Origin of the sequence: Acinetobacter sp. TG2027 (assembly GCF_000302435.1) — a bacterium.
Lineage (GTDB): Bacteria > Pseudomonadota > Gammaproteobacteria > Pseudomonadales > Moraxellaceae > Acinetobacter > Acinetobacter pittii.
The window spans coordinates 380,708-398,096 of record NZ_AMJN01000040.1 but is presented as its reverse complement, the minus strand read 5'-3'; the positions used below and the strand labels follow the sequence as shown (position 1 = coordinate 398,096).

Sequence of the window (17,389 nt, the reverse complement as noted above, 5' to 3'; positions counted from 1 at the left end):
ATAGCCTTCAACTAAAAGAGATTTACAATTTTTTAAACTATATGTGTTCAGTATCAAATGTGTAAAGATATATTGCAAAAATATGTGATAATTAAGGAAATGTGCAGTCTTTTAAATGGTCATAATTAATAAATACCAAAATCAATATATTCTATAGTTTTTTAATTTTAGTTCTGGCAGCTCAACCTTACAACCAGCTAAATGATGCCTACAATTAACGCTATATTCGATAAAGCCATTTTTAATAAAGTAATTACAATATTCATTTATACTTATGATGGGATCAAATGTCGGTTTTTCCAAGTTACCATTAAAAAACCATTGGTTGCCGTTAGAGAAAGGATAATGTACAGGAATATAATGAAGATATCCGCAAGCAGGACACATATGTTTATACATGCCTCCTTCAAAATACTGTACTTTCATTAACACTCCTTTAAAAATAAAAAAGCCAACTCATAAGAGCCGACTAAACCATTTATTTACAGATACTATATATTATTAAATTATGCGCTATAGCCTTCTCTCTTTTATTTTTCTGTTTTTAATTTATCTAACCTATATGACAAATTCATGAAGTTCCGAGTGCAATCTCACACTTTGTTAGTTTGGTAAAATATATTTTATATAATCTATTAATTAAATGATAATTCCAGTTAAATAATGAAAAGCAAATACTAATTTGTTTCTTATTTGGCAGAGGGCTATGTGATTAACTCATATTAATCATTAAATAGATATTACCGCCATATCCAAGAACAAAATTCGATTTATCTTATTGTTTTTAAAAATCAAATAAAAAAGTCCGCATCTTGGGAAGCTACGGACTTGAAACTCAACTAAACAACAGCTAAACATTTTGCCGCTTAGTGAGAAAGCACTATCTTTTTAATCTAATTAAGTTCTATAGTCAGGTCAATAAGGATACTTAATTTTTATAAAAATTAGGTTGAGTTGTGATTTATCTCACATTTTATCTTTTAATAAGTTTAATCTGTTTTTCTTTACTCAATTACATTCTATTTCAAACACTTAAATTAAAATATTATTAAAGTAATGATTTAAAATAGAATAATGGTTAATTTTAGGAATAAGCTTGAAAGAAACAAAATCCTGATCTTGCCTTTTCTTCATTTCAAAATAATTTTGGCTTTGCCATTTCAACTCATCAAGTTCGAGTTCACCACAGAAAATTGAACATGGAGTAGTAATTCGTTTTGACTGATGAACAGGGCTGTATTTTAAGATATCTTCGCTTGAAAGATTGAGAGCATGATTTAAATGTGTACTTTGTATAGGCTCAAGATCATAAATTCCACTTAACAAAACCATCTCAGATATGAGTGGATGGCCTAATGACAAAGCAGCCAGATGCGCCCCTGCCGAATGCCCAACCAAAACTACCTCATTAGTTTTCCAGTCTTGCTCTCGAATAAAATCGAGAGCTTGATTAATTTGAGAAGCAATATCTGAAATTTTGCTTTGTGGGGCTAGATCATATTCTAAAAGAACGCACTGGACTCCTTTTGCTAGAACATACGGTACGATGAATGCAAAATCTGATTTATCACACCATTGCCAATAACCACCATGAATAAAAATAACAGTCTTTTTGGCTTGCTCTAATGGGAAAAAATCTAAAGTTGACCGTGAGTGCGTACCATATTGGATATCTGCAATATGGGTAATTTTTTGATAGCTCAACAAGCTTGTTCTTTTAAATTCTGCCAATATTTCATGTTCATTCGCTACGGTTCTAGAATTATCATATAGTCGCATAGGTCTCTCACTTCAAAGATTCTTCATGATTATTTAAAGCAAGCTTGGCTGATGAACGTTTTAAATAATAGAAAAATGTAAGAACAACAACTAATGGGACTCCAAACTGTAAAGTTGACTTGAATTCATTGGTAAACCACGTTGTGATCGTAATACTTAAAATTGCGATTAGTCCTAACAGGGAGATTAACTGACTCGCTGGAACCTTAAATTTTAACTGTTCTCCTTTTCGTGCCATATTCCTTCTAAAAAACATATGGGTAACAAAAATACTGCCCCAAGTGAACAACGCACCAAACATAGATAAAGCAATCATGATCGGGAAAGCAGAAGCTGGGTTAATCGTATAAACAATACTCGCGACTCCAATACCTACTGCTGACAATAACAACGCATTAATTGGTACGCCATTATGACTAATACGGCCAAATAGTTTTGGTGCATCTCCTGCTCGTGACAAGCTAAATAGCATACGTGTTGAGATATACAGCATACTATTCATGGCTGACAAGGCCGCGACAATTACAATAAAATTTAAAATACTGTCAGCATATGGAATCCCTACAATTTTCATCACCATCACAAAAGGGCTGGTCGCTTCGGCTCCAATTAAAGTTGTCCAAGGAACAAGTGCCACAATAAGAAATAAAGACAGTAAATAAAATAGGATTAAACGAATTGCAGTACTTTTAAAAGCTTTCTTAACAGCTCTTTCCGGATCTTTAGCCTCACCTGCCGCTACAGCGATCATTTCAATACTTAAATAACTAAATATTGAAATGATTACTCCAATCCAGACTCCACTAAAACCATGAGGAAAAAAACCCCCATGATCAGTTAGATTAGAGACAACCTGAGCTGTTCCTCCATGACCTTGAGTCAAAATACCAATTGCTAAAAGAATAAATACAATAATTGCAAAGACTTTTATGGTCGAAAACCAATATTCAACCAATCCAAAAGCTTTAACACTATATGCATTAACCACAAGTAAGGTTAGCGAAAAAAACGCAATCCAAACCCAAGAACCTACATGAGGAAACCATAATTTCATATAGTCAGCAACTGCTGTAATTTCTGTACCGACCGCTAATACAATACATGCCCAATAACAATAACGGACTAAAAACCCAGCAAGCGGACTTACATAATGCTCAGCATATGCCCCAAATGAGCCTGACGTAGGGTGCTGGACTGTCATCTCAGCCAAACAAGCCATAATAGCAAATGCGATTAAGCCTCCAATGGCATAACTCACAATGACGGCTGGGCCAGCAAAGCTAATTGCGAACTTGCTTCCCATGAACAGCCCTGTACCAATCGCTCCACCAATTGCAATCATTCCCATCTGTTTTGCGGATAATTTTTTATGTAAACCCGCTTCTCGATTTTGTATTTCATCAAAACTGCTCATAGGCCCTCCTAGCCATTCTTCTGCTATTAACCCTTAATGATCAGGTCACTTCACTGCGCACCAGATAACGTTCATTTTTCCATTCACTATTCAGCATAATTTGCTTAAGTTGTTGTACGGCATTCCAAATATCTTCAAATCTTAGATATAAAGGTGTAATTCCAAAACGTAATACTTCCGGTTCTCGATAATCCCCAATTACCCCACGCGCAATAAGCGCCTGAATAATTTCATAGCCAAACTCATGTCTGTAACTGACATGACTGCCACGATATTTATGGTTTAAAGGGGTAATGAGTTCAAAGCCAAACTGAGCACATTCTTGTTGAACAAGTTGAATAAACAAATCAGTTAATTTGAGTGATTTCTCGCGTATTTGTTGCATATCAGCTTGTAAGAAAATATCGATACCACATTCAATTAGATTCATAGAAATGATGGGTTGAGTTCCGCACAAGTAACGGCGAATACTGTTAGCTGGTTCATAGTGCTGAGCCATATCAAAAGGTTTCTTGTGGCTCCACCAGCCTGAGAGAGGTTGCCAAAATTGATCACGATGCTTTCGATTTACCCATAACAACGCTGGAGAACCTGGGCCACCATTTAAATATTTATAAGTACAACCAATCGCAAAATCACTATTGCTCTGATTAAGATCCATAGGCACTGCACCAACCGAGTGACATAAATCCCAAATAATCAAAGCATCTTTAGCGTGAATTTGTTGATTAATAGACTCCATATCATAGAAATATCCAGTCCGATAATTCACATGAGAAAGAACAACTACCGCCACATCTTTTGCTAAAACACGAGATAAATCATCGGTGCCATCAATCAATTCAACTTGATAACCCTGATGAATCAAGTCTATAAAGCCTTCAATAATATAAATATCGGTTGGAAAGGCATCTTTTTCTGCAACAATAATTTTACGTTCCGGAAATTTTTCAGCTTGAATTTTTACCGCTGCTGATAAAACTTTGAATAAATTTAGGGTCGTTGAGTCTGAAATAACGACTTCACCTTTTTCAGCGCCGATAAGCTGCGCGACTTTATCTCCGAGTCTAGTCGGTAGTCCCCACCAATCTGCTTTATTCCAGCTATTAATGAGGTCCTCACCCCACTCTTTTGCAATAATATGCTGAGCAACCTCTAATGATTTTTTTGGTCTTGCACCCAAAGAATTACCATCTAAATAAATGACATTTTCTGGTAGTGCAAATTCGTCTTTAAACTTTTTGAGTTCATCTTCCTGATCCCAATAGAGGCATTGTTCGTGAGTAATCATTTGTTATTTCACCTATTTTCAACATTTCCTTTGTATTTGAATTTTATCACGCCAATTCTTTCGATTTATTCGATAATATTTGATTAAAATTTGCTATTTTCGTATAAAATTCGAATTAAAATTAAAAAACATGGATGAAATTCGAAAATGAATGTAGATGCAATTGATCTTAAAATTTTAAAACATTTACAAGATAATGCTCGGTTAAGTAACCAAGAACTGGCCGATCTCGTTAACCTTTCGGCTTCAGCTTGTCATCGGCGAGTTAAAATTTTAGAAAGCAATGGTGTAATTGAAAAATATCAAGCGAAAGTTAATTATGAAAAACTAGGTATAAAAATTGAGGCAATTGTCGAAATAAAGCTTGCCCAACTCACAGAAAATGATCACAACTTCTTTTTAAGTCAGATCAAAAATTTTGATGAAGTCATTAATGCATATATTATTACTGGCGAATCTAATTATGTTTTACACGTTGCGACCAAAGATTTGAGTTCTTTTTCTCATTTCGTCATTAATACCTTAAATAAAATAAAAGGTGTAGTGAGCATCAATTCCAAGATCATTTTACAGAAGATTGTGCAAAAGCCACTTTGACCCATCATTTTTAATTATAGAGCCGTCTCATGATCGAAACTCAGCGTTTAATTTTAAGACAGTGGAAAGAAAGTGATGTTGAGCCTTTTATAACAATGGGCTTAGATCAACATGTTATGCAATTTTTCCCAACTCTATTAACACCCCAAGAAAGCCTTAATTTAATCCAAAAAATTTCATCTCTCATTAATGAAAATGGTTGGGGCTTCTGGGCAGTAGAATTAAAACAAACCCATCAATTTATCGGGTTTATTGGTTTGCACAGCCAACCTGAACAGTTTGACTTTTCTCCATGTGTGGAAATTGGGTGGCGACTTGCAAAAGAATTCTGGAAACAAGGTTATGCAACTGAAGGAGCAAAAGCGGCTTTAGACTATGGTTTTAATGTACTGAATTTAGATAAGATCGTTTCATTTACTGCTAATATAAATGCACCCTCTCAAGCCGTCATGGAAAGACTTGGAATGCACAAAGTTAAAAACTTTGATCATCCCAAGGTTCCTCTCCATCACCAACTAAAAGCACATGTGTTATATGAAATTACAAGCTCTTCATTTATTTTTTGATTAAAGTCAAAATTTTAAATTATTAATAAAAATTTTCTTAATCATCGAAATCATAGCCAACAGATGTAGAGCACTCCCAATACTCATGAATTTTACTTGCGATATCATCTTTTCCCATTGTAGTGAGTACATAAAAGAGTTTAGCCTCTTTATTTTTTCTTAGTATTAATAGGTTGTAGTAATCATACTCAGGCCCATTAAGACCTAATGTTGGCTGTGATTCACAGTGCTTTTCTGCTTTGTAATGCCATTCAAGCTTATAAGTATCAAGGCCATCAGCAGCATTGATTACAATACCGTCATTGGCTCCGCCAATAAATCCAATTTTCATTGCTTTCTCTAAATTCTTATTAGGGTTAATTTTAAATATATCTTTAAACAAGTATCCTTCAATTTATAAAATGTATGTCAATACGTATCCTATGTAAGCAAAATTAACTATAAATATAGATGGCTTTTAAGATTTCTTAATTATAAAACTTTGCCTGTCTATTTTTACTTCAAACACAGTAAAAGTTATCCACTAAAAAGCACTTATTATTGCTTCCTGTTTTGCAAAATTACACGCTATAATTTTCAAATCATTTATCCTCCCTACCCATCACATTAATCAAAACACCTTTTGAAAGAATTAATGGGTGGAGTTTTAAATTAATTTTATATCTCGAAGTTTCTTTAATTAATGATTTTAAAAAGGATATATGATAGATGTGTCTTAAAAAATTTGCTTTAAATGATTTTGGAGATATTTAGATATGTCTAAAATCGTAATGTTTGACATGGATGGTACGCTATTAGATCTCGCTTTTGATGATTTCATTTGGAATGAATGTCTTCCTAAGCGACATGCAGAGATACATCAACTTCCACTCGACCAGAGCCAAAAAACACTATATCAGTTTTATCAATCACATAGACATACGCTTGTTTGGTATTCATCAGCTTATTGGACCAAAACTGTAGGCGTTGATGTACTCAAATTACAGCAAGAATTTCAGACAAAAATTCAAGCTCGGTCTGGTTGTATTGAGCTTCTACAGGAACTGAAAAAGCAAGGATATAGTTGTTGGTTAGTTACAAATGCCGATCGTGCAAGCTTACGGTTAAAGTTCGATAATGTTGCAATTGAACACTTCTTTGACGTAACCGTATCGAGTGAACAAATTGGTTATGCAAAAGAAGATATTCATTTTTGGCAAGAGCTCCAAAAATTACACCCTTTCGACCCAGAAGCAACCATTTTTATTGATGATACAGGTCCTGTACTCAAAACAGCTGAAAAATTTGGTATCAAGCACTTGTTTACTATCTTGCAGCCCTCAAGTCTAAAGGATGTAAGAAAGTATGAAGATTTAGAATATAAAGCACTAGATCGACTTACAGAATTGCTGTCTATATTGAATCAAATTGATAGAAAGGATAATGATGTCAAAATCGCTTGAAAACGATGCTGTAGAGACCATGCGTATCGACAAATGGCTATGGGCTGCTCGTTTTTTTAAAACTCGTTCAATTGCTAAAGCAGCAATCGAAGGAGGTAAAGTACATCACAATAATGAGCGTGTAAAAGTTTCCAAAGAAATTCGTGTTGGAATGGAACTTATTATTCAACAAGGTTTTGATAAAAAAACCGTTGTCGTAAAAGCGCTTTCGAACATACGTGGTCCAGCACCGGTTGCCCAGCAACTTTATGAAGAAACAGAAGTAAGTATTGCTAGACGGGAGTTGATTGCATCCCAACGAAAATTGCATAATCTTGCTCGACCTGATCATAGACCGAGTAAAAAGGATCGTAGACAGATTAATCGGTTTAAACAGGACAATGATCAACACTGGTCGTATGGTGATGAATAAAAACGTCGAGTTGTGTCGCACACACACAGACAACACATAGAAGCTATAGAAAAAATCTGTCACTATTAGCCCTGTGAAACAAGTTGAGATTCAATACATCCACTTGGGTTAAACGTGATGAACTTAGAGTATTGAGGTTTTTGAGATGGATGAGAATAAAAGCAAAGCATTACAAGCCGCGCTAAGTCAAATTGAGAAGCAATTTGGCAAAAATACGGTGATGCGTCTCGGTGACAACACTGTTCAAGCAGTTGAAGCTGTATCTACAGGTTCTTTGACTTTAGATATTGCATTGGGGATTGGCGGTTTACCGAAAGGTCGTATCGTTGAAATTTATGGTCCAGAATCTTCTGGTAAAACCACAATGACTCTCCAAGCGATTGCACAATGTCAAAAAGCTGGTGGTACTTGTGCATTTATCGATGCAGAACACGCATTAGATCCACAATATGCACGTAAGCTAGGCGTGGACATTGATAATCTACTTGTATCGCAACCAGATAACGGTGAACAAGCACTCGAGATTGCAGACATGCTAGTTCGCTCTGGTGCAATTGATTTAATCGTTGTCGACTCAGTTGCTGCTCTTACTCCTAAAGCAGAAATTGAAGGCGAAATGGGTGACTCTCACATGGGCTTACAAGCTCGCTTAATGAGTCAGGCATTACGTAAAATTACGGGTAACGCTAAACGCTCGAACTGTATGGTTATTTTCATTAACCAGATCCGTATGAAAATTGGTGTAATGTTTGGTAGCCCTGAGACTACGACTGGTGGTAACGCATTGAAGTTCTATGCTTCTGTACGTTTAGATATCCGCCGTATTGGTCAGGTCAAAGAAGGTGATGAAATCATCGGCTCTGAAACTCGAGTTAAAGTTGTTAAAAACAAAATGGCTCCTCCCTTTAAAGAAGCTATTTTCCAAATCCTATACGGTAAAGGTACAAACCAGCTTGGCGAACTTGTAGATTTAGCTGTACAACAAGATATCGTGCAAAAAGCAGGCGCTTGGTATTCATATCAAGGCAATAAAATTGGCCAAGGTAAAAACAATGTTATCCGCCACTTTGAAGAAAATCCTCAAATGGCTGGAGAAATTGAAAAGATTATCCGTGAACAACTGCTAACTACGGGTACTAATGGTGCTGTACAAGTGGAAGATGAAGAAGAAGATCTTCTATTAGAGTCTTAATTACCGCTTATAAGTCTTAAAACGCCCTTCGGGGCGTTTTTTACAAGGAAATATTAAATATGTTCAAAAGAACAGAAGAACAGCCCCAACAACGCGCTTTGCTAACAGGGCAACGTTTGCGCTCATATGCTTTTGCATTATTGACTCGTCGAGATTATTCGAAAGCAGAACTTATCGAGAAATTGAATCGTTATGCACAAAACCCTGAAGAGGTTAAGCAACTTGTTGAAGAGTTATCTGAGCAAAATTATCAAAGTGACCAACGCGTTGCAGAACTAACATTGGCTAGCCAAATTCGTAAAGGCAAAGGACCAAAACGCATCAAACAAGCTTTAAAAACTAAACAAATCGAAAATGATTTAATTGCAGATGAAATTCATAATATTGATTGGGTGGAACAGGCTTATCAACTTAAAGTGAAAAAGTTTGGTGAAGAAGTAGAAAAAGATCCTAAACTTAAAGCAAAACAGATGAGGTTTTTACAATATAGAGGATTTGATTTAGATGTAATTATGAAGGCAATCCAACGGAGATCGGATTAGAAGATGGTGGCAACCCCACTAGCAAAACTTCGGCACATCATAGATCTGCTACCGTTGCTACCTTCCGGTCCTGGCGGGGTTCACAGAGTACAATTGCGAAGCCACCAGCGGGGCTACCATTGCAAAACAGAGTATAGAGATTTTTAAAAGAGTTGCAAGCCTTCTTCTCAATTTTAAGCAAGTTTATGTTTCAATTGATTAATTCATCGTCAAAAACATATAAATTCCTAGAATCTCTTATCTTATATTCTTTCTTGATACTTATTTTGAATAAAATATGCTTGAAGATTGTAAACTATTCTTGCATTTATATTGTTAGCTGTTTTAATTGCAATGATCAATTAAAACCTTAGATAGCTAATGTGAATAGTTTACATATTCCCTTCTCAAGTTAGCTTTTACATAAAATTATGGACCTATACTCATGCGATTGATGAAGCATTCTTTATTATTTATTGCCTTAATGAGCACTACTTCTCTCTATGCCAATATTCCAATTGAATCGCGCGGTTTAAGTCAAAGTGGTGGTAGTTCAACTAACACTTCATCGAATAACGCTTCAGTCCCTAGTAATTTAAATTGGGAATTGATGCAAAAAAACCAACAATTAGAAAATGATATACGTACCTTACGCGGACAGTTAGAAGAACAATCGAATGATATTGAACAACTGAAAAAAGATTTATCTAATCGCTATACTGATTTAGACCAGCGTTTGGAATTACTAAATCAAAAAGTAGATCCAGAAAGTGCAGCACCAGACAATACAGCAAATAGTGATGCTACAGCTACCGGAAGCTCAGAAGCTCCTCCTACCGACAATAAAGCAGCTAGTACTACTACAACTGCTGCAAGTCAAGTTACTTCCCCTTCACAAACGCAAGTAACACAACCAGCTTCATCGCCTGCTACGCAAAATCAATCGAACCCTGTAGAACTTGAAAAAGCAGCTTATACTGTCGCTTTAGATGCCTACAAACAAGGTGGAGCGAAAAAAGCGATTGCTCCAATGCAAAACTTTATCAAAAATCATCCTAATAGCGTTTATACAGGGAATGCCTATTTTTGGTTAGCCGAGTTTAATTTAGCAACTGATCCGGTAAATTATAATGAAGCTAAAAAGAACTATAATGTAGTCGCTACGCAATACCCAAATTCTAGTAAAGCTCCTCGCGCGCTTTATCAACTCTACAGTATTGCCAAAGATGTTGATAAAAACACTGTATCAGCAAACCAATATAAAGCTAAAATTTTAAGTCAGTATCCAAAATCTGAAGAAGCCAAATTTTTTAACAAATAAAAGTTTTTAAGAAAAAAAGACACCGCAGATTGCGGTGTCTTTTTTTGAATATCTCGGCTTAACGCACAATACCACGTTCTGATTGCTCAACAGAGTCAATTAATAATTGAGCTTCTGGAACATTCGGAAGAATATCATTTTTAATCTGCTCAACAGCTTGAACAGAGGTCAGGCCTGATTTAAAAATCAATTTATAAGCTTCTCTAAGACCTTGAATTGTATCCTTAGACCAACCCTTTCGGCGCATACCTTCTATATTAATACCAAACGCATGTGCTGGATTACCAGATGCCATAACATAAGCTGGCACATCTTTTAAAATTAAAGATGCTCCACCAACCATACTGTAAGAATCGATTTTACAGAATTGATGAATTCCCGAATTACCACCAATAATGACATGATCACCAATATGGACGTGTCCAGCAACACCAACATTATTTGCGAAAATATTATGATCACCAACAATACAGTCATGTGCAATATGCGTATTAACCATCAATAAGTTATGACTACCTATTTTAGTTAAAGCATTATCTTGTACAGTTCCTCTATGTAAACTGCAATGCTCACGAATTAAATTATGATCTCCAATCTCTAACCAAGTTTCTTCACCTTGATATTTCAAGTCTTGGCAAACTTCACCAACACTTGCAAACTGGAAAATCTCATTATTTTGACCAATTTTGGTAAAACCACCAACTACAACATGTGAATGTAATTTAGTACCAGCGCCAATCGTCACATTTGGACCAATAATACAATAAGGTCCTATCTGGACATCCGGGGCAATCACTGCAGATGGATCAATAATGGCCGTAGAATGAATTAAATCGTGATTGCTCATGCCTGCTCTGTTTTTTGGTGTGAAATCATAATTTCAGCGGTTGTTGCTACAATACCGTCAACGGTAGCCGTACAGTTATATTTGTAGATACCGCGTTTTTGCATTACTAATTCAGATTTTAATACAAGTTGGTCGCCAGCAACTACTTGTTTTTTAAATCTTACCTTTTCTGCACCAGCAAAGAGGAATAAAGAACCTGGTTTTGGCGTCTCATTGTTCATAATAAAACCTAGAACGCCCGAAACTTGAGCTAATGCTTCTACAATTAGAACACCCGGCATAATTGGATATTCTGGAAAATGTCCTTGTAGGAACTCTTCATTGATAGAAACATTTTTATAACCAACAATACTATTGTCAGTAACTTCAGTCACACGATCAACCAATAAGAAAGGATAACGATGCGGCAAATATTGACGAATCGTTTGAATCTGCATTGGTAATTCAGGGATGGCAAATTTAGGTGTAGTTGACTCGGTCATAATATTCTATTTACGCAAATTAAAAGTTGATTCAAGAGACTCTATTTGAGCTTGTATATGATCAAGTCGTTTAGTGATTTGGGTCAATGGCACATCTGCTAATTGTCGCAAGCGTACAATTGTCTTTTTCCAATGACTATTTTCAAATAATCCAATTCCTGAAGAATAGGTACCAGCTTCAGAAATATTTTTTGTGACCATTGACATTCCAGTTAAAGTCACATTATCAGTGATTGAAAGGTGACCAGACACACCACAGGCTCCTGCAAGAATACAGTTTTTGCCAATTTTAGTGCTTCCAGCAATTCCACATTTAGCAGCAATAGCTGTATTGGAACCAATATGAACGTTATGTGCGATTTGCACAAGATTATCAATAATTACCCCATCTTCCAAAATCGTATTATCTAGTGCCCCTCGATCAATACTACAATTTGATCCAATACGGACATCATTACCAATAATAACTGAACCTAATTGTGCGATACGATGCCATTTACCTTGATATGGTGCAAATCCAAAGCCTTCACTACCAATCACAGTACTTGCATGAACTCGAACACGATCAAGTAATTTAGAACCGCCAGTAATAGTGACATGAGAATCGATAAAACAATCCTTGCCAATTTCTACATTATCATCCAGACGAGTATGAGACTGAATAATCGTGTTCTCACCTACTACACAATTTTCACCAATTACAACGTAATGGCCAATATATGCTTTTTCAGAAATAATTGCAGAAGGATGAATTTGAGCAGTACTTTCAATCCCTATTGATGTGATCTTTTTATCAAAAGCATGGGTAAGGATGGCAAAAGCCAAATATGGATTATCAACAATAATAAAATTTTGTTTATCAGTAAGCTGTTCTTTAATAGAGCTTGTAACAATGTACGCACCCGCACGGCTAGCCTTTGCTTGATCGATATACTTTTCGCCATTTACGAAAGTAATATGAGAAGGTTCAGCATTTTCTAAACTTGCTAGGTTTATGAATTGAAGACTACCCGCACCGACTAACTCACCATTCACTAGGTGAGCTAGTTCATCTAAACGATAATGTTGCACTTTCATTAATTTATTTCATTGAATTAACCTTTTGTATCATTTTATCAGTTAAATCATATTTAGCGTCATAGGCAACGGTCGAATTTTTATTCAAAATGAAGTCAAGATTATTTTCTTTTCGTAATTGTTCAGCTGCTTGCTTCACACGACTCTCGAAAGTTGAGTTCATTCCTTGCAAACTAGTTTGAACTTTAGATTGCAAACCTTGTTGAGTTGAGTTGAATTCATTTAATTTTGACTGATATTGAGTCTGAAGCTTCTTAATATCATCTTCTTTCATTTTTTGCCCTTGGGTTTGGGCTTGACGTTGAAGACCTTCTAACTCTTTACCCAACTGCTCAAGACGAGTGGTTGTTGGTTTAACAGATTGATTTAAACTTGCATTTTGTTGTTTTAAATAAGTACTACTTTCAACAACTTTAGCAAGATCAATAACACCATAACCAGCTGCATTAGTCATAGCAGAAACTGTAAGGCCTAATCCTAACATTAATATATTTAATTTTTTCATCTTAATTTGTGTCCTTATTGCATGTTTAGTCAAGTCGTACTTAGAAAGTACGACCGATTTCAAACTGAATCTCTTTAGTTTCGTCACCAGGCTTGTCATTTAACGGGAATGCATAGCTAAGAGATAATGGTCCAATCATAGTGATCCATGTGAAACCAACACCTACGCTATAACGCATATTGCCTAAATCAAAACCGTAATTGTCTTCACAGTATTTTTTAGCATTTGGAATTTCTTGGCCATTCATCATCATAGAATAAGAGCCAACATCACATTTAGTATCAAATACTTGACCGCCTTCAGCAAAAAGGACTGGTCGTACTTGGCGAGTCCAATCTCCCTTGAATGGCAATGGTAAAGCAAGCTCTGTACCAAACTGAACTAAAGCATTACCACCAACTTCTTCTGGAGAAGAGTCATTTTTACCTTCTTCTTGTAAATTCACGCTTGAATATTTCGGGCCCAAGGTACTGTTGTCATAACCACGAACAGAACCATAACCACCCGCATAGAAGTTTTTATAGAATGGCAAATCATTACCATAGCCAAGCTTACCATAACCACGTAATACAAAGCCTGAATTACCGATTGGTAAGAATGCTTGTGTATCATAGGTTACTTTTTGATAATCGACATCACTACCCGGTAAACCAATTTCAAGCCCCACTCGATGAGACATACCTGAAGTTGGGAAAATTGGACGGTTTAATGTGTTATATGACCAACCTAAATTCAAATTATAAGTAAAGAACTCACCCTCAAACGCACTTCCATAAGGCTCAGAAGTTTTGCCATCTGGACACTTATACAATCCTGTTGTTGGATCTTTCTCAAGGTCAACGAGGCAGTAAGTACTTGTTGAAGTGGTTTTCCCACCATTTGCCTTTAAGTAGTCACGTACATAAGTAGAGACATAAGGACCAGTCGTTACTTTAGTATTATCAATACCTAAAGAGGCACTTAGGCTTTGGTTTTCATCAATAGGATAACCAAAACTTAAACTACCACCGAAACTATCGGTAACATAGTTATTAACGTTATAGTCATCATTTAGCTTTGTTTTACGATAATAAACGTTATAACCGCGACTTACCCCATCAATTGTAAAGTAAGGGTCGGTAACGCTTAAGTTATAGTAGTCTTGAGTTTCAGAACGAGATAAATCGATCGAAACACGATTACCCGTTCCCATAAAGTTAGTTTGACTCAAACCTGCTTGGAATGTGATACCACCACTTTGTGAGTAACCTACCGCTAAAGTTGTAGTTCCTGAGTGTTGCTCTTCAACATTTACGTTTAAGTCCACCTGATCTGGTGAATTTGGAATACGAGCCGGTTTAATATCAACTGTTTTGAAGAATCCTGTACGCTCTAAACGAACCTTGGACAAATCAATTTTTTCATTACTCGCTAAAGCGCCTTCCATTTGACGCATTTCACGACGCAATACTTCATCGGCAGTTTTACTATTACCTGTAAAGTTAATACGACGTACGGTTACTTGCTGACCTGGGTTTACATAATAGTTTAAGTCAACAACACCCGTTTCGTTATTAATTTGCGGAACAACATTTACATCTGCAAAGTAATAACCAGCATTACCATATTTACGCAATAACAATTGCTTAACAGCATTTACCTTTTCTTGAGAATAGGTATCGCCATCTTTATAGATTTTTAAAGCTTGCAGTTCTTCAGGTTTATAAAGTGCGTCACCTAAAAATTTGGTTTGACCAAATTTGAACTGACTACCTTCCTCTACTGCAACTTCAATAAAGATATTCTTTTTATCTTCACTAATATTGAGCTGTGAGTTATTGATATGAAAATTGATATAACCTTTATTCAGATACATCGCGCGCAAAGCTTCAAGGCTCGCTGCCATTTTCTCTCTAGCATAACGGTCATTACGAGTTACAACTGAAGCCCAACCACTTTCCTTAACTGCGAAAGCTTGTTTAATTTCACTGTCTTTAAAAACAGTATTACCAATAATATTGATATTAAAAACTTTAGCTGCCGTACCTTCATTAAAATTTAATTTAAGTTCAACACGGTTATTTGGGCGAGCTATAGTATCAACAGTTACATCAGCATCATAACGACCTTGCTGAGTATATTGCTGCTCTAATTCGGTTTCAATTGTTTGCAAAGCTGACTTCTTGAAAACTTCGCCTTCAGCAATGCCCATTTTTTTGAGGCCTTGCTCTAAAGCCTCTTTAGGAATAAGTTTGTTACCCTTAAATTCAAGTTTTGAAATAATTGGGCGCTCTACGACATTAAAAACTAAAGTATCGTTATCTCTTGATGCTTTAATATCGTCAAAAAGTCCAGTGGCATACAATGTTCGAATTGCTTCTGCGATCATCGGTTCATTAACGCGATCGCCACTGTTGATTGGCAACATGGTAGAAACATTTGCAGGAGTAAGACGGACCAAACCATCTATATGAATATCTCGAACAACGAAATCATCAGCTGCATATGCTTGTTGTACCGCTGCCATAGCGCTAACAAGTGCCAAAGGCATTAAAAAATGTGTGTGCCGCATGCCAGTTTTTCCAGTAAGTTATAAATCCATATACGTTTACAAACGCATAAAATCGTTAAATAAAGCTAAAAGCATCATACTACCGAGCAGTACCATACCAATTTTTAGACCAAACATTTGTATTTGTTCAGAAACAGGCTTCCCACGAATAGCTTCAATAATGTAATAAACGAGATGTCCACCATCAAGCATTGGAATTGGCAATAAATTTAAAATTCCAAGACTTACACTCATCAAAGCCATAAATGAGATAAAAGTCTGCCATCCCATTTCTGCACTTTGCCCCGCTACTTTCGCGATTGTAATTGGTCCAGAAAGATTCTCTAGACCAATTAAACCCTTAACCATTTTTACTATTGAACTCAATATCATGCTAGAGATTTGGCTAGTCTTATCTAGCGACATCTGGAAAGCTTGCAATGGAGTATATTGAATTGTTTGCTTATATTCGTCAGGAATTGTAATTTTTCCTGCGTCACTTTTTACGCCTAAAACCCCACTCACTTGCCCCATATTGTCACGCTTTCCTTGAGGCATAACTTGCAAATGAACGAGCTGACCATTACGTAACACATCAATACCAAGTAATTTTTCTGGTGAATGTTGCACAACTTCCACAACATCAAACCAGTCTTTCATTACTTGACCATTAATTGAAACAATACGATCACCGACTTTCATTCCTTGACGAATTGCTGCCCCATCTGCAGTCAACTCAGTTACAACAGCGGGAATAACGGGACGATAAGGTAAAAAACCTAATACATCTAAAGCTGATTCATTTTGATTTTTTAAAAAATCTTTAATTGGTAAAACAATATTTTTTTCAATACCTGCACGATCTACATCGATATTCAAGTTACCAGTTTCACCTACACGATCAATCAAAGCAAAGTTAAGTTTTTCCCAAGTTTGGGTTTCCTTTCCGTCAACAGCAATAATCTTATCACCTACTTGTAGTTGAGCTGTTGCTGCTGGCGAGTTGGGTATAACTTTACCTACTCTTGTATTTAGTTGTTCCTGTGCTGGTAAAAATAAAATCCAGAAAAGTAAAACAGCAAAAATTAAATTAATTAAAGGTCCAGCCGCAACAATTGCTATACGCTTCCATGGTTTTTGACGGTTAAATGCATAAGGTAAATCTTGTTCTGCAACATTACCTTCGCGCTCATCGAGCATTTTTACATAACCGCCTAAAGGCAAAGCTGAAAGTTGGTACTTAATTCCAGATTTTTTTGATGTCCACTTAAGTAATGTCGGACCAAAACCAATAGAATAAACTAGAACCTTAACACCAAGTTTTCGTGCCACCCAATAATGACCGAACTCATGAATTGCAATTAATGGACCGAGCAAGAGAGCTGCTGCTGCAATCATAAATAATGCGCTCAT

General features: G+C 36.0%; 18 protein-coding genes and 1 other RNA gene. 7 read left to right on the top strand and 12 right to left on the bottom strand.

The features are described 5' to 3' along the window. Positions 1 to 141 precede the first annotated feature (141 nt). The 4 genes from B806_RS0111515 to kynU form a co-directional block, all read right to left on the bottom strand. Positions 142 to 426, bottom strand: coding sequence for a DUF6527 family protein (locus B806_RS0111515; RefSeq protein ID WP_017386006.1), 285 nt, complete (start codon positions 424 to 426; stop codon positions 142 to 144). A gap of 606 nt (positions 427 to 1,032) precedes the next feature. Further along, on the bottom strand, positions 1,033 to 1,779 hold the full coding sequence (locus B806_RS0111510; protein ID WP_017386005.1) for an alpha/beta hydrolase: 747 nt from the start codon (positions 1,777 to 1,779) through the stop codon (positions 1,033 to 1,035). A 7-nt stretch (positions 1,780 to 1,786) separates the two neighbouring features. Continuing rightward, positions 1,787 to 3,193, bottom strand: coding sequence for an amino acid permease (locus B806_RS0111505; protein WP_017386004.1), 1,407 nt, complete (start codon positions 3,191 to 3,193; stop codon positions 1,787 to 1,789). A 40-nt stretch (positions 3,194 to 3,233) separates the two neighbouring features. Further along, positions 3,234 to 4,484 carry a kynureninase gene (kynU, locus tag B806_RS0111500; protein ID WP_017403037.1) on the bottom strand — a complete coding sequence of 417 codons (1,251 nt, stop codon included), beginning with the start codon at positions 4,482 to 4,484 and terminating at the stop codon, positions 3,234 to 3,236. A gap of 147 nt (positions 4,485 to 4,631) precedes the next feature. Here kynU and gigD point away from each other — a divergent pair, with 147 nt between their 5' ends. After that, positions 4,632 to 5,081: an Lrp/AsnC family transcriptional regulator GigD gene (gene gigD / locus B806_RS0111495; RefSeq protein ID WP_017386002.1), complete on the top strand. Its 450-nt coding sequence runs from the start codon at positions 4,632 to 4,634 to the stop codon at positions 5,079 to 5,081. Positions 5,082 to 5,110: 29 nt separating this feature from the next. Next, positions 5,111 to 5,647, top strand: coding sequence for a GNAT family N-acetyltransferase (locus B806_RS0111490; protein ID WP_017386001.1), 537 nt, complete (start codon positions 5,111 to 5,113; stop codon positions 5,645 to 5,647). 37 nt (positions 5,648 to 5,684) lie between these two features. On the opposite strand, the gene B806_RS0111485 is transcribed toward B806_RS0111490, so the two are convergent. Further along, a complete protein-coding gene (locus B806_RS0111485; protein WP_025465974.1) occupies positions 5,685 to 5,978 on the bottom strand; it encodes a hypothetical protein in 294 nt (97 codons plus the stop codon). Positions 5,979 to 6,402: 424 nt separating this feature from the next. Here B806_RS0111485 and B806_RS0111480 point away from each other — a divergent pair, with 424 nt between their 5' ends. The 4 genes from B806_RS0111480 to B806_RS0111465 all read left to right on the top strand — a co-directional run bounded on the left by B806_RS0111480 (position 6,403) and on the right by B806_RS0111465 (position 9,235). Beyond that, positions 6,403 to 7,089 carry an HAD-IA family hydrolase gene (locus B806_RS0111480; RefSeq protein WP_017385999.1) on the top strand — a complete coding sequence of 229 codons (687 nt, stop codon included), beginning with the start codon at positions 6,403 to 6,405 and terminating at the stop codon, positions 7,087 to 7,089. After that, a complete protein-coding gene (locus tag B806_RS0111475) occupies positions 7,073 to 7,501 on the top strand; it encodes a S4 domain-containing protein (RefSeq protein ID WP_017403036.1) in 429 nt (142 codons plus the stop codon). Before B806_RS0111480 ends, B806_RS0111475 begins: the two co-directional genes overlap by 17 nt. Before the next feature lie 145 nt (positions 7,502 to 7,646). After that, the gene (recA, locus tag B806_RS0111470) at positions 7,647 to 8,693 is read left to right on the top strand and encodes a recombinase RecA (protein ID WP_002115680.1); all 1,047 of its coding nucleotides are present in this window, start codon (positions 7,647 to 7,649) and stop codon (positions 8,691 to 8,693) included. A gap of 59 nt (positions 8,694 to 8,752) precedes the next feature. Then, positions 8,753 to 9,235: a regulatory protein RecX gene (locus B806_RS0111465; protein WP_005068912.1), complete on the top strand. Its 483-nt coding sequence runs from the start codon at positions 8,753 to 8,755 to the stop codon at positions 9,233 to 9,235. Positions 9,236 to 9,248: 13 nt separating this feature from the next. Here B806_RS0111465 and ffs read toward each other — a convergent pair. Further along, positions 9,249 to 9,345, bottom strand: an RNA gene (gene ffs / locus B806_RS19450) — signal recognition particle sRNA small type. 314 nt (positions 9,346 to 9,659) lie between these two features. On the opposite strand from ffs, the gene B806_RS0111460 reads away from it, so the two are divergent. Then, positions 9,660 to 10,535: a YbgF trimerization domain-containing protein gene (locus B806_RS0111460; RefSeq protein WP_005068911.1), complete on the top strand. Its 876-nt coding sequence runs from the start codon at positions 9,660 to 9,662 to the stop codon at positions 10,533 to 10,535. 58 nt (positions 10,536 to 10,593) lie between these two features. Here B806_RS0111460 and lpxA read toward each other — a convergent pair whose 3' ends face one another. From lpxA to rseP, 6 genes are read right to left on the bottom strand one after another with little or no spacing between them, the layout of a single operon-like run. Further along, positions 10,594 to 11,382 carry an acyl-ACP--UDP-N-acetylglucosamine O-acyltransferase gene (gene lpxA / locus B806_RS0111455; RefSeq protein ID WP_017385998.1) on the bottom strand — a complete coding sequence of 263 codons (789 nt, stop codon included), beginning with the start codon at positions 11,380 to 11,382 and terminating at the stop codon, positions 10,594 to 10,596. Further along, positions 11,379 to 11,864, bottom strand: a complete 486-nt coding sequence (gene fabZ, locus B806_RS0111450; protein ID WP_002115603.1) for a 3-hydroxyacyl-ACP dehydratase FabZ — start codon at positions 11,862 to 11,864, stop codon at positions 11,379 to 11,381. The genes lpxA and fabZ overlap by 4 nt, the downstream gene beginning before the upstream one ends. Positions 11,865 to 11,870: 6 nt before the next feature. Then, positions 11,871 to 12,941 (bottom strand): UDP-3-O-(3-hydroxymyristoyl)glucosamine N-acyltransferase, encoded by a 1,071-nt coding sequence (gene lpxD, locus B806_RS0111445; RefSeq protein WP_014206984.1) that lies wholly within the window; start codon positions 12,939 to 12,941, stop codon positions 11,871 to 11,873. A 4-nt stretch (positions 12,942 to 12,945) separates the two neighbouring features. Beyond that, the gene (locus B806_RS0111440; RefSeq protein WP_014206985.1) at positions 12,946 to 13,446 is read right to left on the bottom strand and encodes an OmpH family outer membrane protein; all 501 of its coding nucleotides are present in this window, start codon (positions 13,444 to 13,446) and stop codon (positions 12,946 to 12,948) included. A 40-nt stretch (positions 13,447 to 13,486) separates the two neighbouring features. Then, positions 13,487 to 15,997 (bottom strand): outer membrane protein assembly factor BamA, encoded by a 2,511-nt coding sequence (bamA, locus tag B806_RS0111435; RefSeq protein WP_017385997.1) that lies wholly within the window; start codon positions 15,995 to 15,997, stop codon positions 13,487 to 13,489. A 36-nt stretch (positions 15,998 to 16,033) separates the two neighbouring features. Beyond that, positions 16,034 to 17,389: an RIP metalloprotease RseP gene (gene rseP / locus B806_RS0111430; protein WP_017385996.1), complete on the bottom strand. Its 1,356-nt coding sequence runs from the start codon at positions 17,387 to 17,389 to the stop codon at positions 16,034 to 16,036.

Coding starts and splice junctions, on each gene's coding strand:
- B806_RS0111465 (WP_005068912.1), top strand. CDS start 8,753: ATGTTCAAAAGAACAGAAGAACAGCCCCAACAACGCGCTTTGCTAACA.
- fabZ (WP_002115603.1), bottom strand. CDS start 11,864: ATGACCGAGTCAACTACACCTAAATTTGCCATCCCTGAATTACCAATG.
- B806_RS0111440 (WP_014206985.1), bottom strand. CDS start 13,446: ATGAAAAAATTAAATATATTAATGTTAGGATTAGGCCTTACAGTTTCT.
- B806_RS0111510 (WP_017386005.1), bottom strand. CDS start 1,779: ATGCGACTATATGATAATTCTAGAACCGTAGCGAATGAACATGAAATA.
- lpxD (WP_014206984.1), bottom strand. CDS start 12,941: ATGAAAGTGCAACATTATCGTTTAGATGAACTAGCTCACCTAGTGAAT.
- B806_RS0111485 (WP_025465974.1), bottom strand. CDS start 5,978: ATGAAAATTGGATTTATTGGCGGAGCCAATGACGGTATTGTAATCAAT.
- lpxA (WP_017385998.1), bottom strand. CDS start 11,382: ATGAGCAATCACGATTTAATTCATTCTACGGCCATTATTGATCCATCT.
- recA (WP_002115680.1), top strand. CDS start 7,647: ATGGATGAGAATAAAAGCAAAGCATTACAAGCCGCGCTAAGTCAAATT.
- B806_RS0111505 (WP_017386004.1), bottom strand. CDS start 3,193: ATGAGCAGTTTTGATGAAATACAAAATCGAGAAGCGGGTTTACATAAA.
- B806_RS0111490 (WP_017386001.1), top strand. CDS start 5,111: ATGATCGAAACTCAGCGTTTAATTTTAAGACAGTGGAAAGAAAGTGAT.
- B806_RS0111460 (WP_005068911.1), top strand. CDS start 9,660: ATGCGATTGATGAAGCATTCTTTATTATTTATTGCCTTAATGAGCACT.
- B806_RS0111480 (WP_017385999.1), top strand. CDS start 6,403: ATGTCTAAAATCGTAATGTTTGACATGGATGGTACGCTATTAGATCTC.
- gigD (WP_017386002.1), top strand. CDS start 4,632: ATGAATGTAGATGCAATTGATCTTAAAATTTTAAAACATTTACAAGAT.
- bamA (WP_017385997.1), bottom strand. CDS start 15,997: ATGCGGCACACACATTTTTTAATGCCTTTGGCACTTGTTAGCGCTATG.
- B806_RS0111515 (WP_017386006.1), bottom strand. CDS start 426: ATGAAAGTACAGTATTTTGAAGGAGGCATGTATAAACATATGTGTCCT.
- B806_RS0111475 (WP_017403036.1), top strand. CDS start 7,073: ATGTCAAAATCGCTTGAAAACGATGCTGTAGAGACCATGCGTATCGAC.
- kynU (WP_017403037.1), bottom strand. CDS start 4,484: ATGATTACTCACGAACAATGCCTCTATTGGGATCAGGAAGATGAACTC.
- rseP (WP_017385996.1), bottom strand. CDS start 17,389: ATGAGCGCATTATTTATGATTGCAGCAGCAGCTCTCTTGCTCGGTCCA.